We start from the raw sequence: 22,405 nt of genomic DNA, 5'->3' as shown, positions 1-22,405 counted from the left end.
ATTTTAATTTTCCAACTAACGAGATAAAAATCATGTATTTGTTCTATTTTTAATAATTCATAAATTCGTTGAAATGTTCGCATCAAATTCATCTGATGTTTTGGTATCTATTTTTCTCCCATCAATTGTCATCTTTATTTTTTGTTTTTGGTTTGCTGTTACCACCCAAGCGTTCGGTAAATAACGATCTTCATGGGATAATGTAGACGGTGAATTTATAATCTTTCCTCCTAAATATAGCGTAGCAGAAGAACCTCCATCCATTGCCATTGCATTTATAGCTCCTTTTTCATATAGAATATCTTGACACTCTTTCAACGTAGCTCCTATACTATGTGTCTGTCTACCGTCAATAACTAGAAACATAATTGTACCATCTTCTTTTTGGGCCATAATACTTCTTGGAGCCGACCCCCAACCGCCGTCTCCTTCTGTAATCATTTTTTCTCCATTTACAATTAACTGTGGCATAAATCCAGCTGCGGAAACGACTTGTTTATCCAACAGTTGTTGGGTAGAATAATTTCCTGTTATCATTTGACCAAACTTTGTTAATCCCGTAATAATTGTAGGGGCATTTCTATCCATATTTGTATCAATAGCTTTCCCATTTTCTATCACAATTCCAGTAGCAACATTTCCTCCACCCCTTCCTGTTTCGTCAGCAAATCCACTTGCATTCACAGCAACAAGTGCATGATTACGTTTTGCCATTACACTAATTTTTTCTCCCCTGTTAGCACCCTGTGTTCCTTGATGGCTAACAAGTTTAACATTGAAAGGATTACTAATTGTTACTAACTTTCCTTCGAAAAGAAAGCGACTATCTTTATTACTTTTAATTGTTTCTACATCAATTTCTAATGGCTGATTTTTTAATTCTTCTAATCTTTTTCCTACTATTTTTTTATAAATATGCTCATCACTGTTTGACCATTTTGGATGATTAATTCTATCTTGCAGTTTATCTAGTTCCTTTTGGGATAGGAATGTATATTTCGCATATTGTGGATGCTGAGAAGTTAATATACTCCCAGCGATTGTTATACGAAGCTCTCGGCCATAGCTAGTACCAAATAGTATTCCTACACCAATAATCATTAAAATAGAAAATAGAAGCAAAATTCGTTTGAAGATTTTTCTTAGATGTTTCATAGTTTTATCCTCCAGCATTCATTACATTCAATAAATCCATTAAAATATTATTTATCTAAAGACAAAAGTGTTTGATTTCCTCATGCCTGAATTCCCCACTATGTTTTAGCAATTAAGGCAACACACTTATTCCGGATTTCGTTTTTTTAGTGTATATTTATAAATTTAATAACGTTTTTGCAACCATGAAGTAAATTATTAATCCTGTTCCGTCAACAAATGTTGTAATAAATGGACCTGAAACAACTGCAGGATCTAGTTTTAATTTTCTTAGAATTAAAGGTAAAACAGCTGCTACAAGAGAAGCCCAAATAACAATAAATAATAAAGTAATTGCTACAACTTGCGCAACTTCTGCTCCAACTCCTAACATATAAGCACGAATGAGCCCAGCTATCCCAAGTGCAAGTCCAAGAAGCATACCAATTGCAAATTCTTTTTTCATTACACGGAAAATGTCTTTAAATTTTAACTCTCCAATACCAATTGCACGAGTAATTGTTGCTACAACCTGTGTTCCTGTATTCCCTCCAGTACCTACTAATAATGGAACAAAGAAAGCAAGGGCAACTACAGTTTCAATTTCGTCTTCAAAATACTTTAATACTGTACCTGTATATGCCTCAGCAACAAAAAGAAGTAATAACCATGGTAGACGTTTTAGGAAAATGCTCCAAATACTAGCTTCAAAGTAAGATTGATTCAATGGTTCACTTCCGCCTAACTTTTGAATATCTTCTGTAGCTTCTGCTTCCATAACATTCATTACGTCATCAAATGTTATAATACCAATCATTTTATTATTTGCTGTTGTGACAGGTATTGCTGCTAAATTATAATTCAGTAGCTTTTTTACAACTTCTTGCTGGTCAACTTCAGCGTGTACTGAAATTACCTCTGGCATCATGATAGTAGATAATATCTCTTCATCTGCTGCTAGTAATAACTCGTGTATGGAAACGATTCCCTCAAGATAACCATGACTATCAAGAACATAACTATAAGATATTGATTCTACATTTTCAGAATGTTCCCTAATGTACTTCAATGTCATTTTTACTGACCAATTTCCTCTAACTGCAACAAAATCACTTGTAACAAGACTTCCTGCCGTTTCAGGTTTGAAAGTCATTAATTTTTTTACGTTATGTTTTGTAATTTTATCTAGATACGCCATTAATTTAGCCTGTTCTTCCGGATGAACCGCTAGAAGTAAATCTACTAATTCATCAATCGGTTGTAAATTCAGTAACTTTTTAGCTTTATTTTCAGATAAGTGAATTAAGATATTATATTTTTCTTCTGCACTCATATATTGAAGAACTTTAGAGCTTTTTAATACAGGAATCGTATTTAGTAATATGACTTGATCTTCAATTGAAAACTGTTTTACTTCTTGCGCAATATCATACGACGGAAGACGTAAAACTTTCTCTGCATCCAAGTTATTTTGGGTTATAAGTAATTCCTTTAATAATTTCTTCATGTTAACTCCTCCTCATATTGCTAAGGGAGACTCTAGAGTTTCATGAGTGGTTTTGTTTTATTTTATCTGTCTTAAATTTTTTATTAGAGCAATAATAGTTACATTGCAATCAATTCATTAGTTAGAATTACCTCCTTTTTGAATATAGACAAGATAAAAATAAATAACATTAAACAGAAAAACCTTTACTCAAAAAGGAGTAAAGGTTTTTTCACAATACAAATAAATGATTATTAAGACAGCTCTGCCGAAATCACAGAGGTGCCTTTCTATCAAATCGTATACCACTCCCTCGTTGAGTTTTAGCACTGTATAGCATAGGTTTTTATAACCAGCTACATTAAGAAGGGCCTTAATCCGACCGTTCCTGTTGACCCATTGGCGTCTCTCGACATTTTTGGGCAGCAGCGTTTCTCTATACAGGAGCCTCACCTAACAAAGTTTATTGAATTACTTCAAAATTTAAACCAGAATTTAATATTTGTCAACTGACTTTCAATTCCATTTATAAAAAAATCTTTTATAGAAAATGAAATTATATTTTATTATAAATTTAAAATTCCCCTTAAAAAACATAGAATTCAAATAGATTTAATTCGAAGAAACGTAATAAAACATATGAAACTTATTATTTTTAATCAAATTCCAACTTTATAACAAAAGATGAATAATTAGTCATTCTGTATACAAAAAGAACATTCACAAAAAATCTTCTTTTATGATTAAAATCTTCTTTACTGTTTATCAAATTTATATGGTTAAACTACTTAATCAAACGATACACTACAAGTCAAAAATATGTACTTATACAGAATGATTACAGACATTTTTTCATATCATTTCTCAAAGGACTATAAAGCAATAAAACAAATAAAATTAGCAATATGGTTGCTTGACAAGCAAAAAAAATATATTTATGCTTGCTACACGAAACAAACACATAAAATTTATATTGCTTAACCTGTTAGGTGAGGCTCCTATGCAAACACAGGCTATTGCCCAAAAATGTCGAAAGACGCCAATGGGTAGAACAGGAATTGTCGGATTAAGGCTCTTCTTAAGATAGCTAAGTAATGAATTTTCATTACTTTACGTTGTATAGTGCCAAAGCTCTACTAGAGGGAAAAAAGCCTTATTTAGTCATGCCATTTTGAATCCCTCTAGTTACATACTAGGGGGATTTTTGCGTAAAAAACAGGGAATAAGCGATAGAATCTTCCTAAACAAAAGTCATATTTAGTAATTAACGAGAACAAGATTCTATTCATTAGCAAATGTAATATTATGTTTTGTTTTAAATCAGGAGGATATTAAAATGAAAAAAATATTAAAAATCGATTATCTATTGCTCCTTCCTCTATTCATAACATGTACTTTAGGTATTATCATGATGTATAGTGCAAGCTCCATTGTCGCTGTTCAACATTACGGTTATAACAGTAGACATTTTGTTGATTCTCAATTAACAAAGCTACTTTTAGGAACACTAGGATTAATAATTTGTGCTTTACTCCCATATGAAATATGGAAAAAACGAATAGTCTCAATCTGTATTATGGTTGGGGGGATTTTTTTATTAATTATGGTTTTATGGAAAGGAAAAGTGGTAAATAATGCTCAATCATGGATCTTTGGAATACAGCCAGCTGAATTTCTTAAGTTAGGAACAATCCTTGTAACAGCCCGTTTTTTTGCATTGCGACAAGAACAAGCTAAAAATAACTGGAGTGGTATCGGAAAACTTTTATTTTTTTTAGCTACAATTTTTTTTCTTATCTTTAAACAACCAAATTTAGGATCTGCACTTTTAATATTAGGTATAGGTTTTAGCATATTTCTTTGTTCAGGAATAAATATAAATCTACTAATCAAAAGAACTACCATCGGTTCTATTTTATGGTTACCTATTTTATATTATTTGATTCAATATAGTTTATCAGAAGTTCAAAAGACACGTATTACTACGATTTTCAATCCCTTTCTTGATGCGCAAGGAAATGGATACCAGCTTGTAAACTCTTTTATTGCCATGGGCTCTGGAGGAATCACTGGTCGTGGATTTGGAAATAGCATACAAAAAACAGGTTATCTTCCAGAACCACACACTGATTTTATAATGGCAATAGTTTCTGAAGAACTAGGATTTATTGGTGTATTTATTCTATTGGTTGGAGTTTTGACTATAGTACTTCGCTCCTTAAAAATTGCACAATTATGTGTAGATCCTTTCGGCAGTTTTATAGCAATTGGTATAGGATGTATGATTGGTATGCAATCAGTTGTAAATTTAGGTGGTATTACGGGACTATTTCCTCTTACAGGTACTCCATTTCCATTTGTAAGTTTTGGTGGCAGCTCTTTAATGGTGAATTTAATAGCAATAGGAATATTGCTTAATATCTCAATTTTCAATAAAATAAGACTTTCTCCTTTTTAAAATCTATTGTACTATAGTCATTTTTGTTACATTTAGAGAGATTATACAGGCTTTCATAATGATTTGATCAAACTGTAGATTTATTAATTTTAAACGAACATTTAAAATATTTTATAGCATAGAATAGACAGTATACAGTAGACACCACTAATATCTACTAGGTGAATAAAAAGAAGGAGAAAATAAATGACTCTAAATATAAATAGAGTATTCCCACGTAATTGGTATGCTGTGAGTTATGCAAAAGATATAAAAAAGATTCCAGTAAAAAAAAGAGTTGCTGGCAAAGATTTTGTATTATATCGGGATGAAAAAGGCGAAGTTCAGGCTCTATCACCTTACTGCCCTCATCGTGGCGCTGACTTATCACTGGGACAAGTAGTAAATGGTAAACTAGTCTGTCCCTACCATGGTTGGGAGTTCGATAGTTGTGGTACTTGTGTAAGAATTCCATCCCAACCCAATAAACCTATCCCGAAATTTGCTCATACCTTCTCATACCCTGTAAAAGAAAAGATTGGGTTGATTTGGATATACCCTGATAGTGAGGAAACTCCACCTGAATGGAAAACTTTTCATGTAATGGAGAACACTCCTTTTAAACTCTCTTTCTTCCACGCCACTTGGAATGCACACCTTACTCGATCAATCGAATCTGTGCTGGATATTGCTCATCTTGCTTATGTACATAAAAAAACGATTGGTAGAAAAACAAAAGCCGAATCAACCAATTATAAGCTGGAGGGAACACTGGATCAGTTTATATTCTCAAATGGTAATGCTTACCTTGAATACAAATTCCCACATCAGTGGATGCTTCACAGTGGCAAACAGGAGAATGAGTCATTTATTCAGTACATTACGTTTACACCAATTGATGAAGAAGAGACATTAATTATGGGATATACCGGAAGGACATTTTTAAAGTACTTCCCTTTACTAGACCAAATTTTAGCTAAATTTAGTTTAAGAGTACTAAAAGAGGATCAAATTATTGTAGAAAGTCAACATCCTAGACCTATACCAGAAGCTTTAAAAATGGAGGCCCATGTTCATGCAGATATGGCTCAAGTTCAGTTTAGAAAACGTTGGTTTCAGTTTTTACAAAATGGGTCTTGTTTTTCACTTGATTAAAGGCACGTAACGCAGTATTAAATATAGGTGTAGTGATGTTGATAGACGTGGATGCTACCCCATCGCCATCAAGCTAAAATTTTATAGTACCCCCTGAACCCAATTTTGTAATAACTCGTAACAAAAAATCCCTTCAAAAAAAGAAAGGCGCCTATGCACCTTTCTTTTGTAATTCATTCTCACTCTCTTAGCATTCAGAATCCCTTATGAATCACTTTAATGCGTCATTGTACGGACCTAATTACTCTTTAAAAAAGTAATAATTTGTCTCCTTACTTTTCAGTAACATATTTCCTCTTATTATTAAAAATAAGTCGTTTCTGCTTAATATTTTTACTATAACTCTAACTAGTGCTAACCAAAGGATCATAATAAGCCAAATATAATTTATTAATCACGTTTAAAGTACATAAGTCTGCACTGATTGAAAATGCAGAACCAGCATTAATATCGTTTAGCGTATTTCTAATCCGCTAACGACTTAAATCACCTTATTTCACTCTCTTCGGTAAAGCTGAGCCTGAATGTTCAATTACTAGATGAACATAAACATTAATGTCAGCATTACTAAAATAATTTTCACCTTGATCCCAATTCTTACTTATTTTCTTCCATTCTTTATAATTATTCCGCTTATATACTTCTCCTAATGCTAATACATCCACCTTATATTTTTTTTGAACAAGCTGTATTGATTTTTGAATCCTTTGCTCCATCTCTTTTGAAATATCCTTCGTTAAGCGTTTTTTATCTCCATGCTCAAATGTTTTTAATTATTTTTGTTTCTCCAGATTTATTATAGAATCTTTCATCTAAAATTAGTCTGTTTTACCAGTTAACATAGAATTTGACAGACGAATAAACTCTTCTTTTCGATCTAAAAAAATGTATGTGCAATAAGAGTTATGTTTAACATTAACAAAACACTTAATATAACCAATAAACCATACACCCAAAATTTACTTCTTCATTGAAAAAACAACATTTTTAGCTAGATATAGTAAGTTATTTTAGGATGAAAAATTTAAAATATCTATCTTTATATACAGTTCAATATATTACTACAATTTTAACAAAGGACCACAAGCAATTGTAAAAGAGAAAATGAAAAAACAACTTAAGTTTTACCCTATACAATCATTAAAATATATTAAATTTATTGTTTAATTACCAATAAGAATTTCATAAAGAAAGCACAGACTTATTAAGGCACATATTTATCTAACCTACATAAAATAAAGATGTACAATTGCCTACTTTATGAGTTCTTTATAATGATATATAGAAAGGGTTCATTAAGTTATGTTTGTTGGGAAATAGCATTTATATTTCTTCTAAAATAAACAGGGTACAAATTGCACATATCGGCCTGTTTATTTTAGAGAAAAGTTGTTTATAAGTAGTTCTTTTCTTTAAAAGAAGGAACTACATTTTTTAAATTAAATTTCTAAATGAATAAATTTAGCACGAGAAAGGAATTGAACTTATGTCTAATTTAAATTTCATTTCTGATCAATTTGCTGCAATTCTTAAAGGAAAGAGTAAAATAAATCAAGGTGGTTGTTCGGTGTCTTTTCACCGCAATTTTAAGGTCCTGGTTCAAGGAAAACCAAGTGCCTATGTAGTTCCCGTCGGAGTAAGTTTTGAATCGTTGGATCAAAATGGCAATGCATTAAATTTAGGAGAAATCGCGGTTCTACAAGAAGAGATCCCTGCATTTATGAAATCAATTGTACAACAAGGAATTATTGTCAGTGCTTTACATAATCACTGGTTATACATGAATCCCTTAATTATGTATATTCATATCCAATCGGTAGAGCACCCGTTACATTTTGCAAGAAAATTGGCAAATTCATTTTTATCGTTAAGCAGCTATCCTGTTACTAATATCGAAGGGCAATAATTTATCTACAATCATAGATATGGTAATAATATGTACCAGACTCCATGCACGTTGCGCTTGTATAAATAGTATTATCTAATGTATCTTCTTCCGTTATTACTCCTCCTTTTGGAACCTCACAATTTTACAAAATACGAAAAATGACCGATATACCCTCTTCTTCGTTATCTATACCCTGAATATTTTGTTTACCATACGCTGCCCGTATAAACCTTGATGGTGGGGTGAAATCTCCATTAAGTCCCATTGAACCTGAACCTGGTCCAAAAGCACTTAATGGTACATCCCCCGCGCATGGCTGCGATTTAAGACCTATATATTGTCTTAAATTTTATAAATGCCAATTAAACTCAGGACTATTAGTCACTACTCCTTGTCGATTCTAATACAATAGATTTACCCCATTTATCCGCTAAAATCCAATGTAATGGTGGAGTAACTCCTAAAGCAGCTAATGGTACCTCCCAAAAGGAAATACTAGCTACAAATTTCTTTAACTCTTCAACAGATTTGAATTGTGTCTTTTGAAACCAGAAGAAAAGCCAATAGATTTCTGAAAACTAGGCGTATGATTTGATATTGTAAAGCCCTCAGGCATCAATTTGTTCATCACCTATCATCATGTATCCCTTGGTTGAAACCATCAGCTTTTCTGTACCACTTCCCAGTCGATAGCTCGAAAAGTTATGGGTGTTGAGCTCAATTTAACGACGACGAGAGCTGCTCCCTAATTAGTGATGAAACCCATTATCACATTTCGTATCATGTGGCATAGGTCCATCCAAGGAATCCAGAAAGGCAACGGCCTGTTTGAGGTTCCTCAAAAATAAATGCGCGAGATCCATAGAAAATCCGTTTCGAACCACAACGCGCATAATCGTCACTGCTTCTAGATCTGGAGGCAATGGATATGCGGGTACTTGCCAGCCGAACACACGCAATTGTCGAGATAAATCATAAAGGTTCCAGTTTAATGTGTAACCTTTTTTCAGTTGCCAAGCGAAAACCGGAATATCCGAACCATCGGACAAAAGTTCAAACGGTTCCATCTCCTGAATCGCCTTGCTAAGAAAAAGAGCGACCTTCTGAGAAGCCCTTTGGACATCATAGTACCCACTTTTCCCCAAACGCAGGTAATTGTAATATTGTAGGAGCACTTGTGCGCCAGGACGTGAAAAATTCAGGGCAAAAGTCGGCATGTTTCCGCCTAAATAGGAGACGCGGAAGATTAAATCATCGGGGAGATCATCAGCTTCCCGCCAAATTATCCAACCCAAGCCAGGATAGACTAATCCATATTTATGTCCCGATACATTGATGGACTTCACCCTCGGCAACTGAAAATCCCAGACTAAATCTGGTTGAAGAAACGGTGCTATAAATCCGCCCGAAGCCGCATCTACATGCATAGGAATGTCGAGTCCCGTCCTCTCCTGTAAATCGTCCAACGCTTTTGCAATGGCGGCAACCGGTTCGTAAAGTCCGGTATAAGTCTCACCGAGAATCGGTACCACACCAATCGTATTTTCATCCACGGCTGCAAGGACCCCTTGAGGATCTAATCGGGGATGCTCAGGGCTAACCTTCACATAGCGTGGTTCAACCTCCCAATAGTTCGCAAATTTTTCCCAAACGACTTGAACAGCAGAACTAAACACAATATTAGGCCGATCCACCGGCTTACCCTCTCTTTTTCGTGCATTTTGCCAGCGTCTCTTTAACGCAAGCCCCCCGAGCATACAGGCTTCCGACGATCCAGTTGTTGAAACGCCCATAGTTGTAAGAGGGCTGGGGGAATGCCAGAGGTTGGCTAAAATGCGGACACACCGCTCCTCAATTTCAGCTGTCTGTGGATATTCGTCCTTATCAATTATGTTCTTATCAAATGCTTTAGCATATAAGTGCTCTGCGGTAGGTTCCATCCATGTACTAACGAATGTTGCAAGATTCAAGCGTGCATTGCCATCAAGAGTCATTTCATCATGGACGATTTGATACGCTGTTTCTGGTAACATGCCTTCATCAGGCATGTGAAAGCGCGGAACGACTGATTCTCCTTTGCGGGCAAAAAGAGGATTTATAGAAAATTCGGGAGGCAGCTCCATTTGCACGTGACGCGGTAGATATTGTGGATTATCTGGCATAACCTCTTTTCCTTCATATGTATCGTTTTGCACTTCTTCTTTTCGATCCTGCGGCATACTAGTCCCCCTTAATTAATGGTTTAACAAATATATTATTTACAAAAAAACATTTGCTAAACCAAGGGACAATTCTAATAAAAGGTGATGCCATCATTCAAAATAAAGGAGTATAGTTTTTGATTATAAAATAGAAATTGATTTATATTTTAATGAAAATATTGAGTTATGTATTTATAGAAACTTAAGGGGTATAATTATGGAGTTTATTACTTTTAAAGTAATTTGTATCTTTTTATTTTTAATGCTTATGACTTCTATAGAAGTTTTAGGATATGGAGTTCAACTTGTTGGAGCGAAATTAGCTTTAGTTGCATCGGCTTTTGCTAAATATAATATTATGTCTTTAATTGCTCGATTTTCTAATATGTTTCAACAACCATTTACTGTTTCTTTAGTTGATAGTACAGCAAAAAATGGTAGATTAGAATTACTAATTAAACAATTAGATTTTTGTTATTAGGTTCTACTATGGGAGTAATACTTGGAGGGATTATTAGTACCATTTTTTATGAAAGTTCTTTCTAAAGCGCTAATACCATTGTCAAAAGATGGTTCGTTTTTAAACATGTTCAAATTAATATGTTCACAAAAGAATTGATGCAACGTTAAAAAGAATGAGCCCGGTACAATACCGGACTTATATTCATACAACCGCTGTATTTTTCTGTTTAACTGTTGGGATTCAGTTCATAATGAAACATATTTTTACATAAAAGACTTTCGTATATAAATTTTTCAAATGATTTATTAGCGAATTGTTGACCAATACCACTTTTTTGAGTGAGTAATTTTTTAGATTGATGATGTAATGAATTTTGTTCGTTTCTTTTATGTAAAATATTCTAGTTTTGCATTAGGAAAGAACTGTTTCATATAGGAATACAGATAGTTTTTTATATCCTCTTCTTCTTCTTTTTGATAAATGTATTTTCCGATTCCATATTTCCCCCATTTATACCTTCTTTTCTCTTCATCTAATTCTAGTTTTGTCATCGGGTAGTTTTTTTCAATTACTCTCTTAGCTGGCTTTGTAAAACGATGTTGAATAAATTCAAATGTAATATCATCCCGTGCATCAAGAGGTAATTCAGCATTTAGGCGTTCAAACATATGATAGTATCCTTCCTTCCAGCCTTCATGCAGGTAAATAGGAGCTACAATGAAACCAAGAGGATATCCAGCTCTAGCTACTTTTCCTGCTGCCTCAATTCGTTTAGCTAAGGGAGAAGTTCCTGGTTCAAAGTTTTTAATCACATAATCAGCATTTACACTAAAGCGAAATCTTGTTTTTCCATTATGTTTAGCATCAAGTAAATGATCTACATGGTGGAATTTCGTAACAAATCTCAATTTCCCATATTCAGATTCTCCAAAATGCTCAATGGCCCGTTTAAGGGTATGCGTTAAATAATCGATTCCTACAATATCTGAAGTACACGACGCTTCAAATCTTGTTACTTCAGGTGCACGCTCTTTCATGTATTTATCAGCAGCATCTAAAATTTCTTCAACATTTACATACGTTCGTATATAAGGCTTACTTCCCATCGTTGTTTGTAAATAACAATAATGACAATGTCCCATACATCCCGTTGCAAAAGGAATTGCATACTCTGCTGAAGGCTTGGAAGTATCGAATTTCAGTGTTTTTCTAACACCAACAACCAGCGTGGATTTTGCTACTCGATACTTTTGAAAATCGTTATCCCCTGGCAAATCTCTTACTTGATTATGGGAAGTAGTATGTCGAATTTCAACATCCATCTTTGAAAACTTCTCAAACAGCTCTTTCCCCAAAGGATAATCCAATGCTTTCGGTTCAAAATATACGAGCTTAGGCATAAATGGCTTATTCATTCTAACATCCCCTCTGAAATATCACCATAATAGTAAGTGTAAGCTTGGTTTGCCTCATCTTCGGTAGCATATATAGCCATCTCATTTGTTAGTGGATAATACGTTTCGTAAAGAAATAGTGCTAATTCATTAGGTCTTTCAGGATTATTTACAACTGCTGCAGCTTGTATGTTAGCTACGTCTTGAGTATGAGGATTTCGGTAAAAAATATAAACAATGTCACCAGCATGATACGTATTACTTTCAGAAGAAAATTCCATTCCATCACCATCTCATTTCATAAAATTCAATGCTCACAGTTTTACTTTCTAATTTCCTTGTAGTGTAACTATTTAATTACATTGATAATGATTACGCCATACAAACATATTTTGAAAAATGAATAATAAATGTACTCCCAAAAAGGCAAGCATATATCAATGCTTGCCTTTCGTTCTAACGACGATGTTCAACAAGATCGATTACACCTAAAACGACGTGTGCTAAACCAAAACCAAATACTGTATTTGCAATCATTTTATTAGTTCCACGAGTTTGTTTAAGAGCATAACCTGCTGCTGTCACTGCTGTACCTAAAGCTGTTGGAATTAATCCTTCACGAATGTCCACAGTGATGCCTCCTTGTTTCGTAGTTAGTAAATTTGTTTTAATGACTCGAAGTAAAGTATTAAAACAAGTATTAGTATTTTTCTTTTTAATAAAATTATGTGAAATTCTTATGAATAATATTTTAAATCCATAACAGCTATAAAGATTGAAAAAATTATTAATTAACAAATAAGAAAATATCTTCAAAACGTATTTTTATATGAAAATTTTATACCTCAGACAAAAAAATCTTTGCGAAAATTCTCTCCATAAAAAGTGCTCCTAAATTTATATATATAGGAGCACTTTTTATGAAACACTATTCTTTATTTGCTTATGAACCACTTTATTATAATAACCATGCTTTACAACTTGCCTAAAATCATCTACCTCGATATCCATTCTTTCCGCAATATCTACAACAATTGTATTCTGTAAAACATTCACCACAAATCCCATTAATTTCAAATTATGATTTTTACGATATGAAAATTGAACGTAATCCCCAAGTGTTACTTCTTTATTATGTTTCATTTGGCGCCCCCTAAATTATCGATAATTATACAATAGTTTCCCCCTTTTTTACTTCTACATACGGGGTCACCAGTTTATCATTTTAGCCAATTCATCTCCCACCTACTTATTTTACGTTCCTTGAGGAAGGGGTCTTCTTGGCTAAAATGATAAAAAAAGACAAACTCTCCAATGTGAGGAGTTTGTCCAAAACCATGATTTCTTTAGTTTAACAATATAGAATTCAGTTCTGTTAAGAATCTTTCTTTTTTCCATATCCCACGGTTTTTGCATCGATACTAACAATAGTGGATTAGAATAATGACTTAATACTTGCTAGGACAGTAAGAATACCTATAATAATGACAAATACATTGCTAGATTTCCCTTTATATTTAGCAAGTACTGATACTTTATGGATTGCATACATTGGTAGTATACATAAGATAGCAGCAACTAGCGGACCGCTAAGGGCATCAATGATTCCAAGAATACTTGGATTTGTATAAGCAACATACCAGCATGTTAATACGACAAAAGTAAGAATCATTGTCTTAACTGTTTTTTCTCCTATATCTTTCCCACGTTTTTTACTGGACTTGATAATCATGTCACGCATTACCTCATACGCTCCTATATAATGACCAAGGAACGACTTTGTAATAGCCACAAATGCAATGATAGGAGCTGCAATAGTGATTACTGGCGAATTAAGCTCATTAGCAAGATATGATAGGATTGACAAGTTCTGTTCTTTTGCCACCTTAAGATCATTTGGAGTCAGACTTAAGGTACTGCTCCAAACAAAGAACATAACAACTACGAATGTCATAATATAACAAACTTTTTGTATTTGAGCACATTTAGCATCAGTAGCATCTATTCCATACGTAGCTCTCTGTTTCATAACAAATGACGAAATCATAGGCGAATGATTAAACGAGAATACTATAATTGGAAGTATCATCCATATCGTTCCTAAATATCCTGTTCCTGTTGAAGCAGTAGAAACAGCTGAAAAACTAAGCATTGACGTATTCCACTGTGGAATCAAAGATATTGCGATAAAAAGTAGAGAAGCTATAAAAGGATACACTAGCATGCTCATGATCTTTACAGTTATATCTTGACCAAAATTTAGTATAGCGATAAGACCGAGTACTAAAACAAGCGATAAAATGGACCTTGGAGGCTCCGACATGTGCAATTGATGCACGATAAAGCTACTAGCGGTATTTGTAAGTGCGACCGAGTACATCAGCACGATCGTATAAATGGAGACAAAATATACAAGATTAAAAATGATACTTGCCTTATTTCCAAAATACTCTCTTATTGTACCTGTAATCCCCTCATCGGCAGAGTTCGAAGCGTAAATCATTTTAGCAAGCGCCCTATGTGAATAATACATAACAGGATATGCAAGTAATGTAATTAACAGCAATGATAATAAACCACCTGAACCTGCATTAATCGGTAAAAAGAGTACTCCTGCTCCAATTGCTGTTCCAAAAAGGCTCAATGCCCAGGTAGTATCCTGTTTATGCCACTTTTTAGGGTCTAGATATTTCTCATTTTTTACTGCAGTGTTATCAGCTTGAAATTCTATGTTTTTTGCAGTATTCCCATCCATATAATAATTCCTCCTTGTGTCCTATTCTTAATTCTTTTTTTAAGATATAGGAATATAGACCGTTCTTGAAAAATGAATAGCTTATATAGTGCCCCACAACGAATATCCCTCTTCTAGGTTAATAAAAATCAAAAAATTAGCGAAGCATCAACCTGAAGGGTTTGTTACCACTTATAAAATATTTTAATTATATAGTAGTATATTTTATTGATAACTCCCCCAATATACAGACATCCTTAGGCGAACAATAGAGTAAAGATTGTTAAAAACTTCACAATATATTCGATAACTTATTGATTTGATTGTTTCTCCCCAAAGATTTTATTTTTAATGGAAATTCCTGTAGGTGTAGCTGCAATACCACCTAAACCTGTCTCTCTTAATTCGCGAGGCATCTGTCTTCCAACTCTATACATGGCTTCAATCACTTCGTCAGCATTGATGAGATTGTTTACGCCAGCTAATGCGATGTCCGCTGCTGCTAAAGCATTTGCCGTTCCAATGGCGTTTCTCTTTACACAAGGAATTTCTACCAAACCAGCGACCGGATCACAAACTAAACCGAGTAAATTTTGTAATGCAATCGAAAAAGCTTCAGAAGATTGCTGTGGCATTCCACCCGCAGCTTCTACCGCAGCTGCAGCCGCCATCGCTGAGGCACTTCCTACTTCAGCTTGACATCCTCCATACGCTCCTGAAATACAAGCGTTGTTTGCGACTATCGTTCCAAATAACGCTGAAGTGAATAGAAAATGAATCATATCTTCATGACTTAACTGCAACGTATCTTTAATACTAAATAGGACTCCCGGAATCGTCCCACTCGCACCTGCTGTTGGAGTTGCACAAATAGCTCCTAATGCAGCATTTACTTCATTAACACCGATAGCACTTTGAATCCCTAACACCATCAAATCTCCAGAAAGAGTTTTCCTATTTTCTCGATAGTTTTTAATTTTTACAGCATCCCCTCCGGTCAAACCTGTTGGAGAAAATACACCGTCGCCCTCGATACTTTTATTTATTGCATGTTGCATAGTCGCTAAATTTCGTTCCATTTTACTCCATACTTCTTCATAAGAAGTTTTAGTTTGTTTGATTTCCTGTTCGATTGCTAATTCATAAATTTGCTTTTGGCTTTTATTAGCTGCATCCACAATTTCTTTTATGGCCATATACATATTTTTCACTCCTTAATGTGACTAAAAAATAATAAGATTAGCTATATTGCTTAAATCTCCTAATTCCTTCTGAGCATTACCTGGCAATATCGAATCCAAAGCGAATGCATATAAATATTTTGTTTTATCTTCCAAACTATGAAAGTTGTTAATTTCCACATCATATTGTTTAAAGATCCTGCGTAAAACAAATTCAAAGTCAGCTCTTTCTGAAATCGCAATAACAACTGGCAATGGCCCCTGCAGATTTAAGCTAAATCCATCAATTTCAACATTTTTGACTTCAATCAACCCACCACCGACCGAAATACCCATTACTCTAATACTTCGACTTTCATCCTCTGCATATACATCTGCCGTATTTGGATGACCAGCAGGACTATTACCCAATTGTTCAATAAAGGTAATGTCAATTCCCTTAGACTCTGCTATTTTAATAGCATCTGGCACTTTGCTGTCATCAGCAGCTAAGCCTAATATACCAGCAATAATTGCAAAATCAGTTCCGTGACCTTTATGGGTTTCAGCAAATGATTCATAATACTTTACCACAACTTTTTTAGGAAGACCTTGAAATAATTTATTAGCAACTGTTCCAATAGCCAAAGCACCTGCAGTATGTGAACTTGAAGGGCCTATCATTATGGGCCCAATCACATCAAAACAACTTTTGTATTTAACAATCTTTTTTTCTTTAATAGATGCTACATTCATGTTCATATAAGCACCCCCATAATTTATTATTTTTAGCTGTAGTTGAATCTAAGTTATTAGAATGATCGATTCAAAACAAGTTTTGTTTGATAACGCTTTCTTTATTGAGTTGAATAAACTTCCCTTCTAATCCGCTATCCTCCGTATAGTAATCATATCAGTATGTCCAATTTTAAAAAATTACTGGCAAGTTCTTTAGAATTTTTAATCCAAAACGAGGTTTGATATTTTCTCTAGAGGTAATAAATTGTGTCTCGACGCCCTCATTATAACTTGTATATTTATAAGTTTAATCTTTTTTTATTTTTAGAAAGATTGAATAGACAGAATTTTGAATAGGTAATAAATTATACTTAGTATGTAGCAATTGTGTCCTTTGTTTGAAGCTGTATTAGTTAGTAAAAAAGCAAAAATAACACAGAGTTCCTTTCATAAACACATTGATTATATTGAAAAATCATTATAAAGATACTTATATTGTCTTTTGTTTGAACATCTTGTTTTGAACGGGAAACCTGTTGCAATAAATAATTCATTCAGATGAAAAGGAATACATTAATAAAATTTAAAAACGTTTTAGTATATTAATTATACATTTTGTATAAATATTAATTATCAAAAAAAACTAACTTCTTATTAGGATCTTAACATAAAGGATACATTCCAAATAACAATGGAGATTCCGCTTTATCAATTTCTTTATACGTCATATTTCCCTCTTTACCTGCAACAGCAACTTGTACTTTTTCATTTGTTTTCACATCTTCTGCACCTATTGCACCACCCGCCAATAATCCTGTACTTAACAGACTATCGTGAACGAAAGTTAGAGAGTTATGGAACAAAATATAATGTGTATGTACATACATTTCTTTTAAAAGAAGTTTTGTAGTATGCAACTGAATTAAAAAAATATAGATTTTTATGACTCTTTTTAGGGGATATAGCAAAGTGAGATCTTTTATATGCACATTGCTATACCGAACTAGATTTCAGCATAGTATTTTTTTGCAACACATTGATTTTTTACCAAACACGTATAAAAACCAACAATATGAAAATAAACGACTGGCTAAAATTTTACTTTCAATAAAATAAAAAAGAACCTGCAAATTTGCAGATTCTCCTGATAATGATTTATATGAGTAAGACTCGAAAATATAATACAATGATTCAAAAATAAGTTCAAGTAAATTCAAAGAACCGGCTAGAGTTCGAGTTCTTTCAGAAGTGATGATGTTTTCTAGGCTTCGCAAAGTGAGAAAATACAAGAATATAATACATCGAGATTTAGAGAATTTCAATACTTAAATTAGAGGTTATTTTAATGTGATGTAACATCAGCATTTTGAAGGAATAGCAATGAATACCTTATACATCCCCAGTCTACATAACGCTTTATTATCAGTAGAAAGAAAAAGGAAAATCCCTACTTCCACAATAAATCCGCCTTGCTACTCTATTCATTTTTTGATACATTCCTATCCACCGTTCTAAGGTTCTCTTTTGTACTGTGTTAGCCAAAAAATTGTATAAATCATAATTCGTTTTTCTTCCACCTGTTTCACCCTTTCTACACCCTAGTTTTACAAAATAAGAAGTCATCAAAACTTATATTTATTACTTTCTGTTATCTCCTCTCTCTTGTTCTATGCATAGTCTATCTAAATTTTTATTAGCTACTAAAAAAAGAATTTACAGGACGATAAAAAAAAGCCAAGTGCATTGCACTCGGCTTTATGGTCGATTAAACAATTTTACTTCAGACGTATTAAACTGATGTAGATAGTCTTTAGTAGAAGTATAACCTGAATTCATGAGTGTTTTCTTTTCTTCTTCTGTGATATCAAAATTAAACGACGACGTAAAGAATGTATTAATAAATACAGTGCGGGCAGCATCTTCTTTGGTGGTTTTTCCGCTCTCATGACCTTTGATCATGGTTTGAGACAAATTCCATGCAAAATGAATAAGAGAATGGCCAATATGATGTTCTGTTGAGGTTGCGATATGTTTTAACATGGCAACCTCCGCCTGAGATTCTAAACGGAAACCAAGTGTTTCTTTGTTGTAGACAATTTCATCTGTAGGATCAAAGAAAGATGCATTGTATTTCGTGTGTAAGCTTCTTAGTGTAGAATGATCCTCTATATTGCTTATCAGTTTATTAACCTCGTCAATCGTATCTGTGGTCGTGAAGTGTTCCTCTTTATTCACAAAACTTTTCCGATCAAATAAACGAATTGGGTAGTTATCGAGTACACCTCCGTCTACATAATAATCTTTATCCCATTCCACAGATTTAAAAAAGAATGGGATGGACATCGAAATCCGCACAGCAACTACTAACGGGACATCAGGTGTCGTTTCGCGAGAAAACGTACGAAGCTGGTGTGTAGAAACGTTCGTTCCTTGGAAAAACACGTCTTTTCCTGTTTTGTCATACAACTGCTGAAAAGTTGTGTCCTTACTCCCTGTCCACTTTTCAACGATCTTTCCTACCCACTCAGTGAAGAAATCCCCTTTATAGATACCAAAACCATCAAAAAATAAACGAATGTTATCTTGTACAATCGAAAAATCATCATCTTTAAACGCTTTGAAATTCATGTCTTTGTGGATTTTTACAAGATCTGCGAATGGAATGGAAAGACCTAAAAGTAATGCAGTAATCGCTCCTGCTGAAGTCCCTCCAAATCGTTGTATTTCTGGTAAAATCCCTTCTTCATTTAGTGCACGGATGGCACCTATATAAGCGCTTCCCTTTACCCCGCCACCTTCAAATACTAAGTTACGAAATGGATATGCCATTATATACCTCCAATAAAGAAATTTTCAATCTGTTATAGTATCGGAAGTATATTGAAATATATTCCAAATGGTATTAAGAAAGTTTCATGTCCTCCGATACGTATGGCCGAATTATCTTTATTCAATGGATGAATTGTTTGAAAGAGAAGAAATTTGCTTGGAATGGTAATTTAGTAGGATAGGAAACAGGAAACGGAGCGCATCTTTGGATGCACTGAATAATATCCCCTTTTGAAATCGTATATAACGTAACTTCTTTTCCGATGTCCAAGTAAAATCACGAATAAGAAATCAAGGAATAATCTACATTTCATAAATCCCTCACTCTCTTTAACATACAATTCAGTGAAATAATTTGTTTCAAATACGTAGAAATATAGTTTAACCAGCAATCAATGATCAGGTCTTCTTACCCCAAGTAAACCTAAATCTATTTGTCTCCATACAGAAAGGAATAAATAGTTTTGTTCCTATTCATGAAATAGTACAATATATGCAAAATTACATATCTAATTAATTGCTTTTAATGTTATATTTTAATAGCGATGAATGCTATTATTTCATAAGTTGTCAACAAGCGTTATGTATGTATGAGAAAAAGGAAGGAGCCAAATAGGCCCCTTCCTTTTTCTACTAATTAACTAAATTACTCTCTGGTAAAAATTTAAATAGTAATGCTCATTTACAGGCGTCTGATTATGCATTAAACATGCTAACTTTGCTGGCTGTCGGAAAAATTAAAAACGATAGCATTAAGCTATTAAGAGACAAAAATTCATCAACACGAAGACAGATTTGTCTTGGCTAGATAAATTTGGTGATAAATACAGGAAATAACTCTTACGATTCAATGATTCTTTTTCCTGCCTTCTACCCTTGCCACTTCTGTTTCATGACTTGTAAATAGAGATCTTCAAACTCGTTAAAATGGATGCGAAAAACATCTAATATATCGATATAAGCAGAAATTACATCTTTTTCATTAAAATGGATACCTTCCTGCGCTAAGTCATAGCTATCATTAAGGCTGTATAAATCAAAATATTCTTCTTCCCAATACAGGCCTCTATTTACTAGTAATCGAGTAGAGCAAGTAATCGCTTGTTTAATATTCCATTTCTGAGCTACTAACTTTTCATTTAAGACTGAAAGAAGGATGTTTACCAAGGGTTTTTCATCAACTATGCGGCTATATGACAGTAAAGCCGATTCTATATATATCAGCTTTGCTTTAGACATTAAAGATATCTCCATAATTTCATATGGCGGGTGATCACTTGCTTCAATCAACCTATCGCACCATGAAATAACCTCCTCTCTATTCCAAAGTCCGCAGCCTAGTCCTAATGCATACAAGTGAGCTAAAGTTTGATAAGATTTCAATATGTTTCACCTTCAATTTAACTGTATAGTGGTATTGCATTCATTTTGGAAATAATCACGCTTAGTAATAAATATAATAAGCTGCCCAAACAGACAGCTTATTTGCATTAAAAACACTATACATGAACTTTTGCTTTTTTTCGACGCACAAGCCACCAAACTAAAGATAGCAGTACTAGGGGAAACGGAAATACCTGAATAAAGAAAAATACTTCCCAAAAATCGTGCATCGTACTACCAGGGGAATCTGTTGCCATCCCGCCAATAAAAAAAGACAATGGAATGACAAGTATATTTATACCTAAACTAATCATTAGGAATGATAGATTCTTCTTCCAGATTACTGGTAATGCAGCCACGATTAATAAAACCAATGCAGTACCCAGTATAAGAAACAGTGCTCCAAATAAAAATACAAAGTATAAAATAGCATTGATTAAAGGTTCCACAATAGCCCTCCTAAGGATTCATTCTATAGAAACACTCATGTTATTTAGAAAGTCAGGATGCTATACCTCTTAGTTGTCTTTCAATTTCTTCATCGCTATAGTCTTCATTTATCTGCTTAGAATACTTAATCTACTTGCTTATATTCTGGACTGCGTTAGGACATATGTTTCTATTGTACAACCAGTTAGCAAGAAACCCACACTTATCCCTGCTAATACGGTACCTTTAAAGGCTCTGTTCATATTCATTTGCCCCTTTTATCTTTTCGTATTTTTTCTCCATCCATAGACAGTCCATTATGAACGTTTTCATTATAAGTATTGTCTGCTGTTACTGTTTTACTTTCCTTACTATCTGTTTCGGCACTGATTCTTCTCGTTTACCGTTTCAGTATTACGCTTCAATTCGCAATATCATCACATAAAAAGGACATATCTATTCATATATACCCCTTTATTATTTTATATTGAAATAAATAATGGTTCAAAGTTATTTTGTGAAAATCATACAAAAATTAATAATTCATCGATTACCCAACAATAGATAATATGGATAAAGAAAAAATACTAGAGAATATCACATTGTAGTAGTCTCTAGTATCTTTTCATAGTATTTTAGCGGCTATGCAATACGGAGGGATAAAAAAGGACCTCTTACGGAAAGATAAGAGGTCATCAAGAAGATAAAAATGTTGTATTTGAAACACGCGAGTTTCTAATTCACATCATAACACAATATATTCATATATTCAATATATACATTTAAGATAAGGAATATTACATCATTAAAGATTACGGTGAACCAGGAGATAGTGCTGAAAATGAACCTACTTTGCGCAACATTTTGAATAATCTTTGCAGCTACTACATCAACGGGTACTTTACTGTATTTCCAATCTAGAGAATCAATTGTACAATCCCATACTTTTAAAACTAGTGCAATAGATCTTTTTA

General features: G+C 33.6%; 18 protein-coding genes, 4 pseudogenes and 2 riboswitches. Of the genes and pseudogenes, 4 read left to right on the top strand and 18 right to left on the bottom strand.

Annotated elements, in window-relative coordinates:
- Positions 1 to 57: 57 nt before the first annotated feature.
- The gene (locus BHV55_RS12505) at positions 58 to 1,155 is read right to left on the bottom strand and encodes a phosphodiester glycosidase family protein (protein WP_070758134.1); all 1,098 of its coding nucleotides are present in this window, start codon (positions 1,153 to 1,155) and stop codon (positions 58 to 60) included.
- 157 nt (positions 1,156 to 1,312) lie between these two features.
- Positions 1,313 to 2,641, bottom strand: coding sequence for a magnesium transporter (gene mgtE / locus BHV55_RS12500; protein ID WP_048568132.1), 1,329 nt, complete (start codon positions 2,639 to 2,641; stop codon positions 1,313 to 1,315).
- A gap of 281 nt (positions 2,642 to 2,922) precedes the next feature.
- Positions 2,923 to 3,088: riboswitch (M-box (ykoK) riboswitch) on the bottom strand.
- Between the two features lie 506 nt (positions 3,089 to 3,594).
- A riboswitch (M-box (ykoK) riboswitch) is annotated at positions 3,595 to 3,771 on the top strand.
- Positions 3,772 to 3,956: 185 nt separating this feature from the next.
- Here mgtE and BHV55_RS12495 point away from each other — a divergent pair.
- Together BHV55_RS12495 and BHV55_RS12490 are read left to right on the top strand one after the other, a co-directional pair.
- Entirely contained in the window at positions 3,957 to 5,078 is a 1,122-nt protein-coding gene (locus BHV55_RS12495; RefSeq protein ID WP_000722102.1) for an FtsW/RodA/SpoVE family cell cycle protein, read from the top strand.
- A gap of 186 nt (positions 5,079 to 5,264) precedes the next feature.
- A complete protein-coding gene (locus BHV55_RS12490) occupies positions 5,265 to 6,212 on the top strand; it encodes an aromatic ring-hydroxylating oxygenase subunit alpha (protein ID WP_048568133.1) in 948 nt (315 codons plus the stop codon).
- Between the two features lie 241 nt (positions 6,213 to 6,453).
- On the opposite strand, the pseudogene BHV55_RS12485 reads toward BHV55_RS12490, so the two are convergent.
- Both BHV55_RS12485 and BHV55_RS12480 read right to left on the bottom strand, forming a co-directional pair.
- Positions 6,454 to 6,522, bottom strand: a pseudogene (locus tag BHV55_RS12485) (HXXEE domain-containing protein); the annotation flags it as partial.
- Positions 6,523 to 6,703: 181 nt separating this feature from the next.
- Positions 6,704 to 6,964, bottom strand: a pseudogene (locus BHV55_RS12480) (Ger(x)C family spore germination C-terminal domain-containing protein); the annotation flags it as partial.
- A gap of 734 nt (positions 6,965 to 7,698) precedes the next feature.
- Here BHV55_RS12480 and BHV55_RS12475 point away from each other — a divergent pair.
- Positions 7,699 to 8,118 (top strand): DUF1259 domain-containing protein, encoded by a 420-nt coding sequence (locus tag BHV55_RS12475; protein ID WP_000067577.1) that lies wholly within the window; start codon positions 7,699 to 7,701, stop codon positions 8,116 to 8,118.
- Between the two features lie 4 nt (positions 8,119 to 8,122).
- On the opposite strand, the pseudogene BHV55_RS12470 reads toward BHV55_RS12475, so the two are convergent.
- Together BHV55_RS12470 and gad are read right to left on the bottom strand one after the other, a co-directional pair.
- A pseudogene (locus tag BHV55_RS12470) lies at positions 8,123 to 8,642 on the bottom strand (linear amide C-N hydrolase); the annotation flags it as partial.
- Between the two features lie 207 nt (positions 8,643 to 8,849).
- Complete coding sequence (gene gad, locus BHV55_RS12465) at positions 8,850 to 10,319, bottom strand: glutamate decarboxylase (RefSeq protein WP_061139279.1); 1,470 nt, start codon at positions 10,317 to 10,319, stop codon at positions 8,850 to 8,852.
- Between the two features lie 199 nt (positions 10,320 to 10,518).
- Between gad and BHV55_RS12460 the strand changes: the two genes are divergently transcribed.
- Entirely contained in the window at positions 10,519 to 10,782 is a 264-nt protein-coding gene (locus BHV55_RS12460) for a lipid II flippase family protein (protein WP_000394421.1), read from the top strand.
- A 368-nt stretch (positions 10,783 to 11,150) separates the two neighbouring features.
- Here the strand turns inward: BHV55_RS12460 and splB are convergent, their stop codons facing one another.
- The 12 genes and pseudogenes from splB to BHV55_RS12400 all read right to left on the bottom strand — a co-directional run.
- Positions 11,151 to 12,179, bottom strand: coding sequence for a spore photoproduct lyase (gene splB / locus BHV55_RS12455; RefSeq protein WP_001039638.1), 1,029 nt, complete (start codon positions 12,177 to 12,179; stop codon positions 11,151 to 11,153).
- On the bottom strand, positions 12,176 to 12,439 hold the full coding sequence (locus BHV55_RS12450; protein ID WP_000396091.1) for a transcriptional regulator SplA: 264 nt from the start codon (positions 12,437 to 12,439) through the stop codon (positions 12,176 to 12,178). The genes splB and BHV55_RS12450 overlap by 4 nt, the downstream gene beginning before the upstream one ends.
- Before the next feature lie 175 nt (positions 12,440 to 12,614).
- Positions 12,615 to 12,788 (bottom strand): hypothetical protein, encoded by a 174-nt coding sequence (locus BHV55_RS12445; protein ID WP_000354585.1) that lies wholly within the window; start codon positions 12,786 to 12,788, stop codon positions 12,615 to 12,617.
- A gap of 288 nt (positions 12,789 to 13,076) precedes the next feature.
- Complete coding sequence (locus BHV55_RS12440) at positions 13,077 to 13,301, bottom strand: DUF2187 domain-containing protein (protein WP_000682214.1); 225 nt, start codon at positions 13,299 to 13,301, stop codon at positions 13,077 to 13,079.
- Between the two features lie 292 nt (positions 13,302 to 13,593).
- The gene (locus BHV55_RS12435) at positions 13,594 to 14,913 is read right to left on the bottom strand and encodes an aromatic amino acid transport family protein (RefSeq protein ID WP_000348959.1); all 1,320 of its coding nucleotides are present in this window, start codon (positions 14,911 to 14,913) and stop codon (positions 13,594 to 13,596) included.
- Positions 14,914 to 15,203: 290 nt separating this feature from the next.
- Positions 15,204 to 16,094 carry an L-serine ammonia-lyase, iron-sulfur-dependent, subunit alpha gene (sdaAA, locus tag BHV55_RS12430; protein WP_070758130.1) on the bottom strand — a complete coding sequence of 297 codons (891 nt, stop codon included), beginning with the start codon at positions 16,092 to 16,094 and terminating at the stop codon, positions 15,204 to 15,206.
- 21 nt (positions 16,095 to 16,115) lie between these two features.
- Positions 16,116 to 16,814: a serine dehydratase beta chain gene (locus BHV55_RS12425; protein ID WP_070758128.1), complete on the bottom strand. Its 699-nt coding sequence runs from the start codon at positions 16,812 to 16,814 to the stop codon at positions 16,116 to 16,118.
- Between the two features lie 638 nt (positions 16,815 to 17,452).
- Positions 17,453 to 17,677: a hypothetical protein gene (locus BHV55_RS12420; protein ID WP_180985142.1), complete on the bottom strand. Its 225-nt coding sequence runs from the start codon at positions 17,675 to 17,677 to the stop codon at positions 17,453 to 17,455.
- 868 nt (positions 17,678 to 18,545) lie between these two features.
- Positions 18,546 to 19,619: a patatin-like phospholipase family protein gene (locus tag BHV55_RS12415; protein ID WP_000331137.1), complete on the bottom strand. Its 1,074-nt coding sequence runs from the start codon at positions 19,617 to 19,619 to the stop codon at positions 18,546 to 18,548.
- Positions 19,620 to 20,489: 870 nt separating this feature from the next.
- A complete protein-coding gene (locus BHV55_RS12410; protein WP_070758122.1) occupies positions 20,490 to 21,002 on the bottom strand; it encodes a protein kinase in 513 nt (170 codons plus the stop codon).
- Positions 21,003 to 21,118: 116 nt separating this feature from the next.
- Positions 21,119 to 21,451, bottom strand: coding sequence for a hypothetical protein (locus BHV55_RS12405; protein WP_044797405.1), 333 nt, complete (start codon positions 21,449 to 21,451; stop codon positions 21,119 to 21,121).
- Positions 21,452 to 22,289: 838 nt separating this feature from the next.
- Positions 22,290 to 22,382, bottom strand: a pseudogene (locus BHV55_RS12400) (polysaccharide deacetylase); the annotation flags it as partial.
- Between the last annotated feature and the right edge of the window lie 23 nt (positions 22,383 to 22,405).

The organism is Bacillus sp. RZ2MS9 (assembly GCF_001816185.2).
Lineage (GTDB): Bacteria > Bacillota > Bacilli > Bacillales > Bacillaceae_G > Bacillus_A > Bacillus_A cereus.
The sequence above is the reverse complement of the archived record's forward strand: the minus strand, read 5'-3'. Positions and strand labels throughout refer to the sequence as shown.

Coding starts and splice junctions, on each gene's coding strand:
- BHV55_RS12505 (WP_070758134.1), bottom strand. CDS start 1,155: ATGAAACATCTAAGAAAAATCTTCAAACGAATTTTGCTTCTATTTTCT.
- mgtE (WP_048568132.1), bottom strand. CDS start 2,641: ATGAAGAAATTATTAAAGGAATTACTTATAACCCAAAATAACTTGGAT.
- BHV55_RS12495 (WP_000722102.1), top strand. CDS start 3,957: ATGAAAAAAATATTAAAAATCGATTATCTATTGCTCCTTCCTCTATTC.
- BHV55_RS12490 (WP_048568133.1), top strand. CDS start 5,265: ATGACTCTAAATATAAATAGAGTATTCCCACGTAATTGGTATGCTGTG.
- BHV55_RS12475 (WP_000067577.1), top strand. CDS start 7,699: ATGTCTAATTTAAATTTCATTTCTGATCAATTTGCTGCAATTCTTAAA.
- gad (WP_061139279.1), bottom strand. CDS start 10,319: ATGCCGCAGGATCGAAAAGAAGAAGTGCAAAACGATACATATGAAGGA.
- BHV55_RS12460 (WP_000394421.1), top strand. CDS start 10,519: ATGGAGTTTATTACTTTTAAAGTAATTTGTATCTTTTTATTTTTAATG.
- splB (WP_001039638.1), bottom strand. CDS start 12,179: ATGAATAAGCCATTTATGCCTAAGCTCGTATATTTTGAACCGAAAGCA.
- BHV55_RS12450 (WP_000396091.1), bottom strand. CDS start 12,439: ATGGAATTTTCTTCTGAAAGTAATACGTATCATGCTGGTGACATTGTT.
- BHV55_RS12440 (WP_000682214.1), bottom strand. CDS start 13,301: ATGAAACATAATAAAGAAGTAACACTTGGGGATTACGTTCAATTTTCA.
- BHV55_RS12435 (WP_000348959.1), bottom strand. CDS start 14,913: ATGGATGGGAATACTGCAAAAAACATAGAATTTCAAGCTGATAACACT.
- sdaAA (WP_070758130.1), bottom strand. CDS start 16,094: ATGTATATGGCCATAAAAGAAATTGTGGATGCAGCTAATAAAAGCCAA.
- BHV55_RS12425 (WP_070758128.1), bottom strand. CDS start 16,814: ATGAACATGAATGTAGCATCTATTAAAGAAAAAAAGATTGTTAAATAC.
- BHV55_RS12420 (WP_180985142.1), bottom strand. CDS start 17,677: ATGTATGTACATACACATTATATTTTGTTCCATAACTCTCTAACTTTC.
- BHV55_RS12415 (WP_000331137.1), bottom strand. CDS start 19,619: ATGGCATATCCATTTCGTAACTTAGTATTTGAAGGTGGCGGGGTAAAG.